This is a genomic window from Rhizobium sp. R86522 (genome assembly GCF_042466255.1).
Lineage (GTDB): Bacteria > Pseudomonadota > Alphaproteobacteria > Rhizobiales > Rhizobiaceae > Allorhizobium.
This window is the reverse complement of record NZ_JAXHBX010000001.1, coordinates 1,694,785-1,708,253: the sequence shown is the minus strand read 5'-3', so window position 1 is coordinate 1,708,253 and position 13,469 is coordinate 1,694,785. Positions and strand designations below refer to the sequence as shown.

General features: G+C 60.2%; 15 protein-coding genes. 7 read left to right on the top strand and 8 right to left on the bottom strand.

Going from position 1 to position 13,469, the window contains the following annotated elements:
• The first annotated feature begins 3 nt into the window (after positions 1–3).
• Together SJY08_RS08105 and lpxB are read left to right on the top strand one after the other, a co-directional pair.
• Positions 4–885, top strand: coding sequence for an LpxI family protein (locus SJY08_RS08105; RefSeq protein ID WP_054148025.1), 882 nt, complete (start codon positions 4–6; stop codon positions 883–885).
• Positions 886–890: 5 nt separating this feature from the next.
• The gene (gene lpxB / locus SJY08_RS08100; RefSeq protein WP_377275262.1) at positions 891–2,066 is read left to right on the top strand and encodes a lipid-A-disaccharide synthase; all 1,176 of its coding nucleotides are present in this window, start codon (positions 891–893) and stop codon (positions 2,064–2,066) included.
• 1 nt (position 2,067) lies between these two features.
• On the opposite strand, the gene SJY08_RS08095 is transcribed toward lpxB, so the two are convergent.
• Both SJY08_RS08095 and SJY08_RS08090 read right to left on the bottom strand, forming a co-directional pair.
• Complete coding sequence (locus SJY08_RS08095; protein WP_377275261.1) at positions 2,068–3,258, bottom strand: GTP-binding protein; 1,191 nt, start codon at positions 3,256–3,258, stop codon at positions 2,068–2,070.
• A 92-nt stretch (positions 3,259–3,350) separates the two neighbouring features.
• Entirely contained in the window at positions 3,351–4,397 is a 1,047-nt protein-coding gene (locus tag SJY08_RS08090) for a zinc ABC transporter substrate-binding protein (protein WP_377278518.1), read from the bottom strand.
• A 121-nt stretch (positions 4,398–4,518) separates the two neighbouring features.
• On the opposite strand from SJY08_RS08090, the gene znuC reads away from it, so the two are divergent.
• Genes znuC through SJY08_RS08075 form a run of 3 tightly spaced genes read left to right on the top strand, consistent with a single transcriptional unit; the run spans position 4,519 to position 6,668 of the window.
• Positions 4,519–5,451, top strand: a complete 933-nt coding sequence (znuC, locus tag SJY08_RS08085) for a zinc ABC transporter ATP-binding protein ZnuC (RefSeq protein WP_377275260.1) — start codon at positions 4,519–4,521, stop codon at positions 5,449–5,451.
• The gene (znuB, locus tag SJY08_RS08080; RefSeq protein WP_377275259.1) at positions 5,444–6,259 is read left to right on the top strand and encodes a zinc ABC transporter permease subunit ZnuB; all 816 of its coding nucleotides are present in this window, start codon (positions 5,444–5,446) and stop codon (positions 6,257–6,259) included. The genes znuC and znuB overlap by 8 nt, the downstream gene beginning before the upstream one ends.
• 1 nt (position 6,260) lies before the next feature.
• Complete coding sequence (locus SJY08_RS08075; RefSeq protein ID WP_377275258.1) at positions 6,261–6,668, top strand: Fur family transcriptional regulator; 408 nt, start codon at positions 6,261–6,263, stop codon at positions 6,666–6,668.
• Positions 6,669–6,674: 6 nt separating this feature from the next.
• Here the strand turns inward: SJY08_RS08075 and SJY08_RS08070 are convergent, their stop codons facing one another.
• From SJY08_RS08070 to SJY08_RS08045, 6 genes are all read right to left on the bottom strand, one after another.
• A complete protein-coding gene (locus SJY08_RS08070) occupies positions 6,675–7,202 on the bottom strand; it encodes a gamma carbonic anhydrase family protein (RefSeq protein ID WP_377275257.1) in 528 nt (175 codons plus the stop codon).
• Positions 7,203–7,218: 16 nt separating this feature from the next.
• On the bottom strand, positions 7,219–7,491 hold the full coding sequence (locus SJY08_RS08065) for a hypothetical protein (RefSeq protein ID WP_054148032.1): 273 nt from the start codon (positions 7,489–7,491) through the stop codon (positions 7,219–7,221).
• A gap of 48 nt (positions 7,492–7,539) precedes the next feature.
• Positions 7,540–9,000 carry a D-alanyl-D-alanine carboxypeptidase gene (locus SJY08_RS08060; RefSeq protein ID WP_377275256.1) on the bottom strand — a complete coding sequence of 487 codons (1,461 nt, stop codon included), beginning with the start codon at positions 8,998–9,000 and terminating at the stop codon, positions 7,540–7,542.
• A gap of 98 nt (positions 9,001–9,098) precedes the next feature.
• Positions 9,099–9,893 carry a hypothetical protein gene (locus tag SJY08_RS08055; protein ID WP_377275255.1) on the bottom strand — a complete coding sequence of 265 codons (795 nt, stop codon included), beginning with the start codon at positions 9,891–9,893 and terminating at the stop codon, positions 9,099–9,101.
• Between the two features lie 207 nt (positions 9,894–10,100).
• Positions 10,101–10,709 (bottom strand): transglutaminase-like cysteine peptidase, encoded by a 609-nt coding sequence (locus tag SJY08_RS08050; RefSeq protein WP_377275254.1) that lies wholly within the window; start codon positions 10,707–10,709, stop codon positions 10,101–10,103.
• A gap of 484 nt (positions 10,710–11,193) precedes the next feature.
• On the bottom strand, positions 11,194–11,805 hold the full coding sequence (locus SJY08_RS08045; RefSeq protein WP_054148035.1) for a PilZ domain-containing protein: 612 nt from the start codon (positions 11,803–11,805) through the stop codon (positions 11,194–11,196).
• A gap of 313 nt (positions 11,806–12,118) precedes the next feature.
• Between SJY08_RS08045 and SJY08_RS08040 the strand changes: the two genes are divergently transcribed.
• Positions 12,119–12,895, top strand: a complete 777-nt coding sequence (locus tag SJY08_RS08040; RefSeq protein WP_377275253.1) for a rhomboid family intramembrane serine protease — start codon at positions 12,119–12,121, stop codon at positions 12,893–12,895.
• A gap of 102 nt (positions 12,896–12,997) precedes the next feature.
• A complete protein-coding gene (locus tag SJY08_RS08035; RefSeq protein WP_054148036.1) occupies positions 12,998–13,432 on the top strand; it encodes a CBS domain-containing protein in 435 nt (144 codons plus the stop codon).
• Positions 13,433–13,469 lie beyond the last annotated feature (37 nt).

Sequence of the window (13,469 nt, the reverse complement as noted above, 5' to 3'; positions counted from 1 at the left end):
GTGATGACGGCGGCCGCTCAACCGGACGGCCTGCCAAGGACCGGTCGTCTGGCCATTATTGCCGGCAGTGGAAAGCTGCCGCTTTTTCTTGCCGAAGCAGCACGGGCAGCCGGCGAAGATCCTTTCGTTCTCAGGCTGAAGAACGAGGCCGACGATATCTGGCAGGGCTTTGAAAACGCCGTCATCGGCGTCGGCGACATGGCCGGCCTATCAGCGCTGTTTCGCCAGCACGACATTCGCCGGGTCGTCATGTCGGGTGCGGTCAAGCGCCGACCGGCTTTCGGCGAAATCCGCGTCAATCTGAAATCACTGCTGAAATTGCCGAGGGCGCTGAAAACGCTGTTGGCCGGGGGAGACGATGCGGTGCTGCGCATGGTCATCTCGCTGATCGAGGCACAGGGTTGCGAAGTGTTGGGTGCCCACGAGATCCTGCCGGGATTGCTGGCGACGGTCGGACCGCTTGGTGCCGTATCCCCCGATGCTGATGATGAGCGTGACATTGAAAAGGCGGCAGAGGCCGCCGAAGCCCTTGGCCGGCTGGATGTGGGGCAGGGTGCTGTCGCCGTCGGCGGCCGCATCGTGGCGCTGGAGGGCGTCGAGGGCACCGACGCAATGCTCTCACGTGTCCAGGGTCTGCGCGCAGAGGGGCGAATTTCCAGGCGCCGCAAGGGCGTTCTGGTCAAACTCTGCAAGCCGCAGCAGGATCTGCGGGCCGATCTGCCGACCATCGGCGTCTCGACCGTCGAGAATGCCAAGGCCGCAGGGCTTGCCGGCATAGCGGTTGAAGCCGGCCGCGCGCTGGTTGTCGAGCGTGAGGCGATGATTGCGGCGGCAGATGCTGCCGGTCTGTTCGTCGTCGGTCTGGATCGTTCGCGCAAGGAGTAGGCAATATGTCGGACAAACCCTTGAAGATTGCCGTCATTGCCGGCGAGGTCTCCGGCGATCTCCTGGGTGCAGATCTGGTTGCGTATCTGAAGACGTTGCATTCAGGGCCGGTCGAACTGGTCGGCGTCGGCGGTGAGGCGCTTGAGGCTCAAGGATTGAAGTCGCTCTTCGACTTCTCCGAACTCTCGATCATGGGCATTACCCAGGTGCTGTCGAAGCTGCCCCGGCTGATCAAGCTGATCTCCTGGACAGCCGATGCGATTGTTGCGGCCAAGCCGGACTTGCTCCTGATCGTCGACAGTCCCGATTTCACCCATCGCGTGGCCAGGAAGGTTCGGCACAAGCTGCCGGATCTGCCGGTCGTGAACTATGTCTGCCCCAGCGTCTGGGCGTGGAAGGAATATCGCGCCAAGGCCATGCTCGCCTATGTCGATGCGGTTCTCGCCGTTCTGCCCTTCGAGCCGTCAGTGATGCAGCGTCTCGGCGGTCCGGAGACCCATTTCGTCGGTCATCGGCTCGCAAGCAATGCCGACATTCTGAGGATACGGGAAGCACGCAAGGTGAGGGAAGTGAGAGCTGCGGGCGACAAGCGGACCATCCTTCTCCTGCCCGGTTCGCGCGGTGGCGAAATCACGCAGCTTCTGCCGGTATTTGGTGAAGCCATGCAGGAATTCGTCGTCCGCAATGGCGATACACGCTTCGTGCTCCCCACTGTGCCGCGTCAGGAAGCACGTGTCCGGGAGATCACTCAGAGTTGGACATTGAGGCCCGAGATCGTGCTCGGAGACGAAGCGAAGTGGCGCGCCTTCGAAGAGGCGGATGCCGCGATCGCCGCCTCAGGGACCGTGATCCTGGAACTGGCATTGGCGCATGTGCCCGTGGTCTCGACCTACAAGGGCGACTGGATCGTCAGAATGCTTAGTCACCGCATCAAGATCTGGACCGGTGCGTTGCCGAACCTGATCGCCGACTACGCGGTCATTCCGGAATACTTCAACGATGTCTTGCGCCCTGCAAGCCTCGTCCGTTGGGCGGAACGGCTGTCGGCGGACACGCCACAGCGCGCCTCGATGCTCGCGGGCTATGACGACGTCTGGCAAAGGCTGCAGACGGAAAGGCCGGCCGGTCAAGCCGGCGCGGCCGTGGTTCTGTCTGTGCTTCAAAAGCGCGGCAGGCTCTGACTCAAGCCCATCGCACAAAGGGATCGGCAAGGCTTTCCCAGGCAGAAGGCGTGAAGCTCTTTTCCGCCACCAGGCACGCATCGAGCTCGGCTTCGATCCTGCGCTGATCCATTGGATCGGCGCCGATGAATACGAGTTCCTGTCGCCGGTCGCCCCATTCCTTGTCCAGATAGGGTGCCATCGCGTCGAGGAAGCCAGGATCGTCCGGCCAACGTGACTTCGGCACAGATGCCCACCAGAGCCCCATTTTCGTCGTGCGGACGAGCGGTCCTGCCTGGCTCATTTCGCCGACGTGATGCGGTCGGGTAGCGAGCCAGAAGAAGCCCTTGGCGCGAATGACGCCCGGCCAGGGACGATCGAGAAAGGCCCGGAAGCGTGTCGGATCGAATGGCGCTCGTGCCCGGTAGACAAAAGAGCGGATGCCGTACTCCTCGGTTTCCGGAACATGATCGCGAAAGCCATGCAGTTCCTGGAACCACAGCGGATGCGTCTCCGCCTTGGCGAGATCAAACAGCCCGGTTCCGAGGATGTCCTTTGCCGCCACCTCGGCGAAATCGGTTTCGATCACCCGCGCATCGGCATTGAGACCTGCAATGATCTTGCGTGCCGCGTCGAGCTGATCCGGGGTCGCTGTGCCGACCTTGTTGAGGATGATGACATCGGCGAACTCGATTTGCTCGACTAGCAGATCGACCAGCGTTCGGTTGTCGTTTTCACCAGCCGTCTCGCCACGATCGGCAAGGAAGTCGCTGGAGGAGTAGTCTCCGATCAGATTGGCGGCATCGACCACGGTCACCATAGTATCGAGCTGCGCGATATCAGAGAGACTGCGGCCTTCCTCATCGCGGAAATCGAAGGTGGTGGCGATCGGCAAGGGCTCTGCAATGCCCGTCGCCTCGATCAGCAGATAGTCGAAGCGACCCTGCTCGGCGAGGCCGCGAACTTCGTTCAACAGGTCATCACGCAGCGTGCAACAGATGCAGCCATTGCTCATTTCGACCAGTTGTTCCTGCGTGCGTGACAGGGCTGCATCACCGCCGCGCACGAGTGCCGCGTCGATATTGACCTCGCTCATGTCGTTGACGATGACGGCAACGCGCAACCCGTCGCGGTTCGCGAGTACGTGATTGAGCAGCGTCGTCTTTCCGGCGCCGAGAAACCCGGAGAGAACAGTGACAGGTAGCTTTTTCATGAGGCTCCTATTTAATGTAATAACATAACAAATGTAAATCTGAAAAAGGCGGAACCGAAGTCCCGCCTTTGTCGCCCGGGGGAGGGATGGGATTACTGAGACAAGCAGGTGCTGATCGACGTCGCCAGATTGCGCATCAGCTGGCCATACAGCGCAGGCCCCGCTTCCAGCGCACCACCTTCGGGATCGAGAACGCCGGACTTGGCTTCGGTTCCCTCCGTCACGACGCCGATCAGCTTGGGTTCAAACTGCGGCTCGGCGAAGACGCAGGCCGCTCCGAGCTCCTCGATCTTGGCGTGGATGGTGGACAGACGTTCTGCACCCGGCATGGTCTCTGGGCTCACCGTCACGGAACCGGCAACGCGCACACCGTAGTGTTTCTCAAAATACTGATAGGCGTCGTGGAAGACGATGAACGGCTTCTCGAGTACAGGCTTCAGCTGCGCGGCGATCTCTGTATCGAGAGCGTTGATCTCGGCATTGACGGCCGTCAGATTGGCCTCGTAGGTCGACTTGTTCGATGGGTCGACTTCAATAAGGCTCTTGGTGATCTCGGTGGCCATGGCTTTAGCGTTTGTCGGATCGAGCCAGAGATGCATGTCCATGCCGCCATGCGCGTGGTCGTCGTGCTCGTGTTCGTGACCAGCCTCGGCGGCTTCCTGTTCGTGTCCATGATCATGCCCGTGACCGTGGTCATGATCATGGCCGGCCTCGGCGGCAGTTTCCTCATGGCCATGGTCATCATGTCCGTGGGCATGGCCTTCTTCCTCATTCGCGTCATGGTCATGGCCCTCGAATGCCCCGCCTTCACGGAACGGAAGCTTGGTGAGGCCGGGCGCATCTTCCAGTTCGACGACCTTGGCATTCTTTGGCAGCGCCTCGAGCGGCTTTTCAAGGAAGGCCTCAAGTCCGGGGCCAACCCAGAAGACCAAGTCTGCGTTTTCGAGTGCACGCGCATTGGAAGGTTTCAGCGAATAGGTATGCGGCGAAGCCGCACCCTCGACGATCAGCGACGGTTCGCCGACACCCTTCATGATCGAGGCGACAAGCGAATGCACAGGCTTGATCGAGACGACGACATCCGGCGCTGCTGAGGCGAGCGTCGGAGACAGAAAGAGAAACGCCGTCGAGGCAGCCAGTCCGAGGCGATAGCGGGTCATGCACAGCTCCTGAGGATGGTTATGTAATAATATTACCCAAGTTGCGTTATGCTATAACGTGTGGCATAGGGAGAGGCAACATCAAAATCTTGAGATCTCCATGAATGCGATGAAATCACGGGAGGCCGCACCGCTGGTGTCCCTCACCGGCGCCGGTGTCTACCGAAACGGACGCTGGCTGGTCCGCGGGGTCGACTTTTCCGTCCGTCCCGGCGAGATCGTGACCCTGATCGGCCCGAATGGATCGGGTAAGTCGACGAGCGCCAAGATGGCGATCGGCGTGATCAAGGCAGACGAGGGCAGGGTGGAGCGCAAAGCGGGTCTCCGCGTCGGATACGTGCCGCAGCGCCTGAGCGTTGACTGGACCATGCCGCTCACGGTTCGCCGTCTGATGACGCTGACCTCCCCCCTTTCGAATACGGAGGTAGAAGAGGCTCTCGAGGCTGTGGGCATCGCCCACCTCGCGGGTGCCGAGGTGCAGCACCTCTCTGGCGGCGAGTTTCAGCGTGCTCTGCTGGCGCGTGCCATGGCCCGCAAGCCCGATATCCTTGTTCTCGACGAGCCCGTCCAAGGTGTCGATTTCTCCGGCGAGATCGCGCTCTATGATCTGATTACTTCCATCCGCAACTCGACGGGCTGCGGCATCCTGCTGATCTCGCATGACCTGCATGTCGTCATGGCTGAAACCGATACGGTCATCTGTCTCAACGGCCATGTCTGCTGCCGCGGGACGCCGGCGGCCGTCAGCCAGAGCCCGGAATATATGCAGCTCTTCGGTGCCAAGGCAGCACGGACGCTCGCCGTCTATAGCCACGACCATGACCATACCCATCTGCCGGACGGGCGCGTGCTCCATGCCGATGGCAGCGTCACCGACCACTGCCACCCGGATGATGGCCATCACGACCATCACGACCACCATGGCCACGATCACGATCATCACGGGCATGATCACCATCATGACTGCCATGATCATCACGATGGGCCGCCTGCCGTGGCGGCGGTGAAGGACCGGGAGCACGGCAATGCTTGATGATTTCTTCGTGCGCGCCATCCTCGCCGGCATCGGCCTCGCCCTGACGACGGGTCCACTCGGCTGCTTCGTGATCTGGCGGCGCATGGCCTATTTCGGCGACACCATGGCTCACTCCGCTCTGCTCGGCGTGGCTCTCTCGCTGTTCTTCTCGCTCAATTTGATGGTCAGCGTCTTCGTCGTTGCCTCGATGGTGTCGCTGATCCTGATCGTCCTGCAGAAGCGTCAGGGACTGTCGGCCGATGCCCTGCTCGGCATCCTAAGTCATGCAACGCTTGCCATCGGCCTCGTGATGGTGGCTTTCATGACCTGGGTGCGCTTCGACCTCATCGCCTTCCTGTTCGGTGACATTCTCGCGGTCACGCCGACCGATGTCGCCATCGTCTGGATCGGCGGCCTGTTTGTCGTCTGCGTGATTGCCTGGCTTTGGCGACCGCTGCTTGCCGGCACCGTTAATGCCGAATTGGCCGAGGCCGAGGGCATGCAGCCCGAACGTGCCCGCCTGATCTTCATGTTGCTGATGGCGCTCGTCATTGCGATTGCCATGAAGATCGTCGGTATTCTGCTGATTACATCCCTGCTGATCATTCCGGCCGCCGCCGCACGGCGCTTCGCCTCGACACCGGAAATCATGGCGGTCCTCGCTTCGCTGATCGGTGCCGTTGCTGTTGTCATGGGGCTCTTCGGCTCACTGACCTACGACACGCCGTCGGGACCGTCGATCGTCGTTGCAGCACTTCTTCTCTTCCTCGTCAGCCTTCTGCCGCGTCCTGGCAGCAAGGCTCGCGACATCAGCACGAGGGCATGACATGACCAAGACCGATCTCACTCGCAATCAGTCGCTCGTCTTCGATGCGCTCGTCCATGCCGAAGGGCCCCTTTCGGCCTATACCTTGCTCGACAAGTTGCGCGAACACGGCTTTCGCGCGCCCCTGCAGGTCTATCGCGCGCTCGACAAGCTGGTCGAGTTCGGCATGGTCCATCGCCTCGAAAGCCTGAACGCCTTTGTCGCCTGCGCCCATCCGCATGAGGGCTGCACGGGCCATGGCACCGTCGCCTTCATGATCTGCAACAAGTGCGGTCATGTGACGGAATTCCACGACCACGAGATCGATCACCGCCTGGAAACGATCACCCGTGGGCGCAGCTTCAAGCCTGAAAAGACGACGATTGAAATCAGAGGGTTTTGTGCTGAGTGCACGGAGATCGCGGCTTAGGCTTTGTCAGAGCGGATGCAGATCCCGTGCAAAGCGGCGCCAGTTGCGCACGTAGTTTTCGGCTGACAGCCGAAGTCCCGCAATAGCAGCGGCGTCAAGCTCTCTGATCGCCCGTGCTGGGGAGCCGACAATCAGTGAATTGTCCGGGAAGCTCTTGCCTTCGGTGACCAGGGCGTTTGCCCCGACGAGGCAGTTATCACCGATCCGTGCACCATTGAGGACGGTCGACCCCATACCAACAAGCGAATTGTTTCCGATCGTGCAGCCGTGAATAATGGCGTGGTGGCCAATCGTGCAGCCTTCGCCAATCGTGACACCCTTGCCGGGGTCGGTATGCACCATGACACCATCCTGGATATTGGTGCCTGCACCGATCACGATAGGATCATTGTCGCCACGAAGAACCGCCCCGAACCAGATGCCGACATCCTCTGCCAGACGCACGTCACCGATCACCTGGGCATCGGGTGCCAGCCAGAACCGGTCAGCTGCGGGAAGGACGGGAGCCTTGTCCCCGAGGCGATAGAGCGGCATCTCAGGCGCCTTTCCGTCAACGCAGCCGCAGGATGACGGGGAACCGGCCGGACTGTGCCGAGACATGCAGATGGATGTTGGCCTCCGGCTGCGAATAGCGCCAGGCGCGCGCGCCGTGGCTGAGCAGCAAACCGATCAGATCCTTGGTCTTTGAGCGCTTTTCGCGCAAGCCGAGATCGGCCAGACGATAAGCGGCCTCGTGGAGAGGATGCAGGACGCTGCTCGCGGACGCGAGGCCGCCATTGTCCTGATCCTCGACCAAGCCATAGTGGAAGTCTTTCGATGCCATTTCATGATCCTCGTAAACAATACAAATCGAGGGTTTTGGGCGATCGTCTTACTGGGCGGCGGCCCAGCAACCGATTCCCTTCTTCTTGAGCGCCTTGCAGGCGTTGACTGCATCCTTCTGTTCGTCAAAGCCACCAAAGCGTGCCCGGAAGATCTGCTTCGAGCCGTCGCCGTAAGCGACTGTGAAGGGGGTGGCGGAACGCAATACCTTTCCGCCTTTCGCCTGCGCGTCACGCAGGAGTTCCATGGCCAGTTCCCGATCCGGCGACGTGCCGATCTGCACGACCCAACCGCCGGACGGAGCAGTCGATGCGGTCGTCATGGCGTCGACGTCGGGGGGCGTGGTGGCAGCCGTTGCGACCGACTGCGCCGCGGTTGCCGGTGGTGCAGCTGCCGCACCCTCATTGGGCAGATAGGCCGGGGCAGGCTGCGGTACAGGGACGGGGGGCGCCGACGCCGACGGTGCGGCAGGCATGGTGTTCAGAGCAGCACTTGCCGCATTGCCGGCCGGCGCCGCAGCATAGGCCTGGGCAACACCGGTGTAGCGTACGTCAGGCATGGGGCCGGTCTGCGGCAGTTGCGGCAGGCCACCGGCCGCCCGAGCAGCGGACCCTGAAGGCGCAACCGAGGTGTTGTTCTTGGCGATCAGGTTGCTGCCGCCACGGGTGCTTGTGGCGGCCGGCAGATAACGCTGAACCAGGCTGGTCATCTGCGCATTCCGCCGTGCACCGGATGTTGCACCCAGCACAACTGCGACGATGGAGCGACCACCGAGTTCAGCCGAAGTCGCGAGATTGTAACCGGCAGCCCGGGTGAAACCGGTTTTGATACCGTCGACGCCGCGGACCTGGCCCAGCAGTCGGTTGTGGTTTCCGATCGTCTGCTTGCCGAACTTGAAGCTGCGCGTGGAGAAGTAGCCGTAATACTGCGGAAAGTGCTGGCGCAGCGCGACGCTGAGCCGGGCCTGATCGCGAGCAGTGGTCATCTGAGCCGTGTTCGGCAGGCCATGGGCGTTGCGGTAGGTTGTCTTCGTCATGCCGAGGCTCCGGGCCTTGGCGGTCATCATCTGGGCGAAACGCTGCTCGGAACCACCGAGATATTCTGCAAGGGCGGTCGCAACGTCATTGGCCGAACGCGTAACGAGCGAGAGAATCGCCTGCTCGACGGTGACGCTGCGGCCGGTGCCAACGCCGAGCTTTGACGGCGGCTCCTTGGCGGCATTGGCAGAGAACGGAACTCTGCTGTTCAGCGAAACGCGGCCCGCCTCCAGCGCCTCAAAGACCATATAGAGGGTCATCATCTTGGTCAGCGAAGCCGGATAGCGCAGGCTGTCGGCATTCTCGCTATAGAGAACCTTGCCCGTCTTGGCGTCGATGACGATGCCGGCATATTTAGGATTTGCCTGTGCAGTGCTGACGGCAGCGACCGTCGCCACGAAGACCGCAAACGCCGCGAGGAAAAGCCGACGCACTGCGGCTGCGAAGTTGGAGCTTCCGAAAACTTTATGCACCACGATACTCTTTGAATCTCACCATTGACGACCGGACGCTCTTCCCCCAATCGCGACCATCTCCCGTGGACCCTACGGAATTAGCCTTACCAAGAGGTTTATGATGAACGGTCGGTTGACGCTTTGGATTGATTTTTAAGCGTCGTGGTTGCGGTTGCGGGGCCCGAACGCCCCGCAACATAGGCCCGAACCGCCGCGTCTATTGATTGCCAATCGTCGAGCATTCGGCTTGAGAATCGATAGAGAACCGTAAGATCCTCTCCAACATGGATGTCGCGCTGGCAATCGCTGCTGGTGGCTTTCTCGGCGACTGAAGGAAGGAGACAGCGGATCGCATAGGCGGTTCCGTCGGGAGCCGTGGCTGTCAGCAAGCTTTCTCCCTCGTAACCTGTTCCCGCCCTGAAGACGTGGCTATGCAGTCCGGCGGGCCCCTCGCTGGTCTGTGGCTCGAGGAGGCTCCTGTAGATCGGCTCGACGCGTCCGGACATGTCTCTCGACATCGTGCTTTGCGAGATCTGCAGGAAGACAAGAGACTGTGATAGCGCAAGGTCGTCGAAACGGCGTCGTTCTTTGGCTGAATAGCCGGTCATCTCGGGCCAGAGCAGATACAGGTCTATCCGTTCGGCCAGGCCGCTGCGGCGCTGATGCTCGAAGCGGATGGCGTTTGCGGGAAAGGCGAGCCGATCTCGGCCAATCGTGATGTCGACGATCTCGGTGCTTTCGCTGTGGCCTGCGAGCGAGAGCCGCGCACCGTAGGCACTGCCAAACCAGCTGATGGCAATCGAGGCTGCAGCCAGGGCCAAGATGGTGATTGTCGCGATGACCAGAAAGCGCGTCGAAATGAGCGGTGAACGTTCTTCGTCCGCCTGCAGACCTTTATCGTCGCCTTGCATCTCGCCCTGATCCTCTCGGTGCGGCTTTCTTGGAATGCGCCCGCGAGATCAGACTTCGGTGAACGTGGTTAAATTCTGATTAAGGTCGGGTGTCGGCGATGGGGGCAAAAAGAGAGCCGGTCCCGGTTGGACGGGACCGGCTCATTGGCTCCGGTCGGGGGACGGGTAGGCGGGGACAGACCGGGCCAGAAGGCGGCGGCAACGTGATTATTGCGATACGCTGCCGACGTAGCTCGCGCGACCATCCTGAAGCTTCACCCAGCGGGCTGGATGGCTCGAAGACTGGCGCTTCAGATAGGTGTATTCGGTCTCGGACCACAGCAGCACCTTGTTGCGCATGTTGTCGAGAATGAAGTCGCCGTGGTCGGTCCGGACGGTCAGTACGGCATGACCTTCGCCATTCGGCTGCAGGACCACGGTCATCAGAAGGTCGGCGGGGTCGAGGCCGCGATCAACCAGCATCTTGCGCTTGAGGAGTGCAAAGTCTTCGCAGTCGCCGACGCTGCGGGGGTAGGTCCAGCGTTCTTCGACACCATAGATCTCGAGATCGGTCAGCGGCGTGACCGAGCTGTTGACGGTATAATTGACGTCAAGGATGGTTTTCCAGAGCTGCTCTGTCAGCATCATCGGTCCGCTATCCGTCTGGCTGCCCGCGCATTCGCCCTGATAGGTCTGACAGAATTCGTAATGCCCGATCGGTGGATTGGCTTTGCCGACCACCTGCATGTTGGCCGGCATGGCCGACACTTGAAAGGCCAGTGCGCCAGCGATGGCGGCGGCCAGAGTTCCAATACCCAGATTTTTCTTTGTTGTCATTGGTTGTCTCCCGGTAATGGAGATAGCAATGACAGAGATATTTTGATGGCCCGCGAATATTAGTGGTAAGATATAAGCTTAAATCTATGAAAAAGAGAATCTATATTGAGAGTTATTCGAATTATATTTGAATAGAATTCATGACAAGTTTGATGAAAATTTGATCGGTATTCTACCTTTTGATGTGGCTTGGGTCGTTGCGAAGGTCAAAAAGCTAGAAAATACAGCGAGCTAATTGGGGGGTGTCATTTCAGGTCGGAGGTTGCGATCCTGGATTCTGGGCCGACGAGTGTGGCGTTGCTGACTGTTCCGGATGTCGAAACTTGGTTCGATCATCCACCTTGAGCGCCGTCTCAAGGCCATTTTCGAGCCTGAATTTTTTTGAAAAAAACTGTGCCGGTCTGAGACGATTTTCGTCTCGCGATAGAAAAAGGCGCCTTGCGGGGTCCGCAGGCGCCTTGTCGGGGGAGGAATTCTCAGCCCCTCAGAGGAATTCCGTGAGTGCTTCCTTGGACTGCAGTGTCAGGAACTCGACGGCGACGCCTTCCATGAAATGGCGAACCACCCGTCCGCGCATGTTGCCGAGGCGAACGGCCGAGCCGATCGGCGGACGAATGTCGATATCGACGGCCGCACCCGAAAGGGACAGGTCCATCAGGCGGCACGGATAGGTCTTGCCGTCTTCGAGCGTGAGTTCTGTTCTCGTCTGGCGCGGCGTCAAACGATCGTGACGACGGTCTTCCGGCAGTCCAAGCTCATGTTTATTGGCGATCCAGGTCAGCTGGGCCGCAAGCTTTTCACGCTTTCGAACAGTGGCGTTGATGGAGATGACGAAACCGTCATCGGTCAACTTGATCACGGTGCCTTCGATGCGCCCGAGATGATCGATATATGCGATCACACGTTCGCCCGGACGCGGCATGCCGGCACACGCGAAGCGCACGTCGCCTGGCGACATGTCGATAACCTTGCAGACATACTCCTCATAGCTGGCAAGCATGAGACGACCCTGCAGGCTGACGGCGACGCGCTGAAAGGCGCGTTGCTGTCCCGGCGAAGCGATCGTGTTCGTATGGCTTGCCTGCGTTGAGTACATCTCGGAGATTCTGTCTGTTTCTCTATGGCTCGACATTAGGGGGCGAGCCGTTAATATAGTGTTTGCTTTTGGGTGCGCTTTTTCCAGACGGAACGATATCGCCGCAGGATTAAGGTTAAGGAAGGCTTTCGGTTGTGGCCCTCGCTTGCTCATGGCATGAGGGTTCTACCAAACGCGAAGGGCTTCCTTCGGCACCAACTCCAGTCGGCGCGACGATCCGCCTAGCGCCAGCAAGGCCACTCGGTTTCCGGGCGGCCTTTTTTTTATCCGCGGCCTGCATTACCTGATGGTTTCGCAACAGAAGGAATTGCAGATGCAGGATGAGACAGGATCTCGAGGCGAGGAGCGCCGGGATAACGACGGCCTTGTGCCCGAGATCGGCGCGCGATCCGAAGAGAACCCGCCCATCTTCAACCTGCCGACCGGCATCCTTGTGGCGCTTGCCCTGATCTGCGGCAACTATGCGATCCAGCAATTCCTGCTGTCGCCGGCACTCAATCAGTGGGTCGCCGTCGAATTCGGTTTTTCGCCAATCCGCTATCTCTATCCGCTCGATGAACAGTCGCTGGCGTGGCTTTGGACGCCGGTGAGTTATTCGTTGCTGCACGGCAGCTTCGAGCATCTCGCCTTCAACAGTCTTTGGCTTGCCGCATTCGGGACACCCGTTTGTCGCCGCATCGGTGAGGTCAGATTTCTCCTGTTCTGGGTGGTGTCATCAGTGGCTGCCGCCGCATTGCATGCATTCGTCAATTGGGGAGAGCCATCCTTGATGGTCGGCGCGTCCGGGGTGATTTCTGCTCTGATGGGTGCCGCCTGCCGATTCGCTTTCGGCGAACGGCAGCGCAGCCTGGCTCGATTGTCCGGATGGCAGCCTCCCTTGCTGTCGGTGGGGCAGGCCCTGGCTGACCGTACCGTCCGCGTCTTCATCATCGTCTGGTTTCTCGGCAATATTGCCATCGCCTTTGGCGTTCCGATGCTCGGGGGTGGTTCCGCGTCGATTGCTTGGGATGCACATATCGGCGGCTTCCTGCTCGGCTTCTTCGGATTTGCAGCCTTCGATCCCTACACGGGCCGTCACACAAGGGCGTGATGCCGGACTTATTGCATTCTCCTTGAATAAAGGGCACCCTTCGTCCTGGCGGTCCAAGGAGGATTGGGCCGCCGCGCGAGTGTTCTATGCGAGGAGGAACTCATGCCTGCATCAGCCAGAAGCATACTCGAACAGAAGGGCCGCGATGTCATCACCATCAGCCCGAGCATCAGCTTGGGCGAGGCGGCCCGGGTGCTGGAAGAACACAAGATCGGTGCCGTCGTCGTCGTCGGCATGGAAAGCCGCATCGTCGGCATCTTCACCGAACGTGACGTGGTTCGTGCGATCGGGACAGGCGGTAAAGATGCCTTTGACCAGCCGGTCTCGGCCTTCATGACCGCAAATGTCTATCGTTGCCGCGAAGAGACCGGCGTCAATGAATTGATGGAGATGATGTCCAGCCGGCGTTTCCGCCACGTGCCCGTCGAGGATAACGGCAAGCTTTCAGGCATCATTTCGATCGGTGACGTGGTGAAGTCGCGCATCCGCGAGATCGAGCAGGAAGCCGAACACATCAAGGCCTATATCGCCGGCTGATTCTCAGATTGTGCGAAGGCCCGTCAGAAGGTGCGGC

Excerpts from the sequence above, each read along its gene's own strand:
- SJY08_RS08105 (WP_054148025.1), top strand. The coding sequence starts at position 4 with ATGACGGCGGCCGCTCAACCGGACGGCCTGCCAAGGACCGGTCGTCTG.
- lpxB (WP_377275262.1), top strand. The coding sequence starts at position 891 with ATGTCGGACAAACCCTTGAAGATTGCCGTCATTGCCGGCGAGGTCTCC.
- SJY08_RS08095 (WP_377275261.1), bottom strand. The coding sequence starts at position 3,258 with ATGAAAAAGCTACCTGTCACTGTTCTCTCCGGGTTTCTCGGCGCCGGA.
- znuC (WP_377275260.1), top strand. The coding sequence starts at position 4,519 with ATGAATGCGATGAAATCACGGGAGGCCGCACCGCTGGTGTCCCTCACC.
- znuB (WP_377275259.1), top strand. The coding sequence starts at position 5,444 with ATGCTTGATGATTTCTTCGTGCGCGCCATCCTCGCCGGCATCGGCCTC.
- SJY08_RS08075 (WP_377275258.1), top strand. The coding sequence starts at position 6,261 with ATGACCAAGACCGATCTCACTCGCAATCAGTCGCTCGTCTTCGATGCG.
- SJY08_RS08070 (WP_377275257.1), bottom strand. The coding sequence starts at position 7,202 with ATGCCGCTCTATCGCCTCGGGGACAAGGCTCCCGTCCTTCCCGCAGCT.
- SJY08_RS08065 (WP_054148032.1), bottom strand. The coding sequence starts at position 7,491 with ATGGCATCGAAAGACTTCCACTATGGCTTGGTCGAGGATCAGGACAAT.
- SJY08_RS08055 (WP_377275255.1), bottom strand. The coding sequence starts at position 9,893 with ATGCAAGGCGACGATAAAGGTCTGCAGGCGGACGAAGAACGTTCACCG.
- SJY08_RS08050 (WP_377275254.1), bottom strand. The coding sequence starts at position 10,709 with ATGACAACAAAGAAAAATCTGGGTATTGGAACTCTGGCCGCCGCCATC.
- SJY08_RS08045 (WP_054148035.1), bottom strand. The coding sequence starts at position 11,805 with ATGTACTCAACGCAGGCAAGCCATACGAACACGATCGCTTCGCCGGGA.
- SJY08_RS08040 (WP_377275253.1), top strand. The coding sequence starts at position 12,119 with ATGCAGGATGAGACAGGATCTCGAGGCGAGGAGCGCCGGGATAACGAC.
- SJY08_RS08035 (WP_054148036.1), top strand. The coding sequence starts at position 12,998 with ATGCCTGCATCAGCCAGAAGCATACTCGAACAGAAGGGCCGCGATGTC.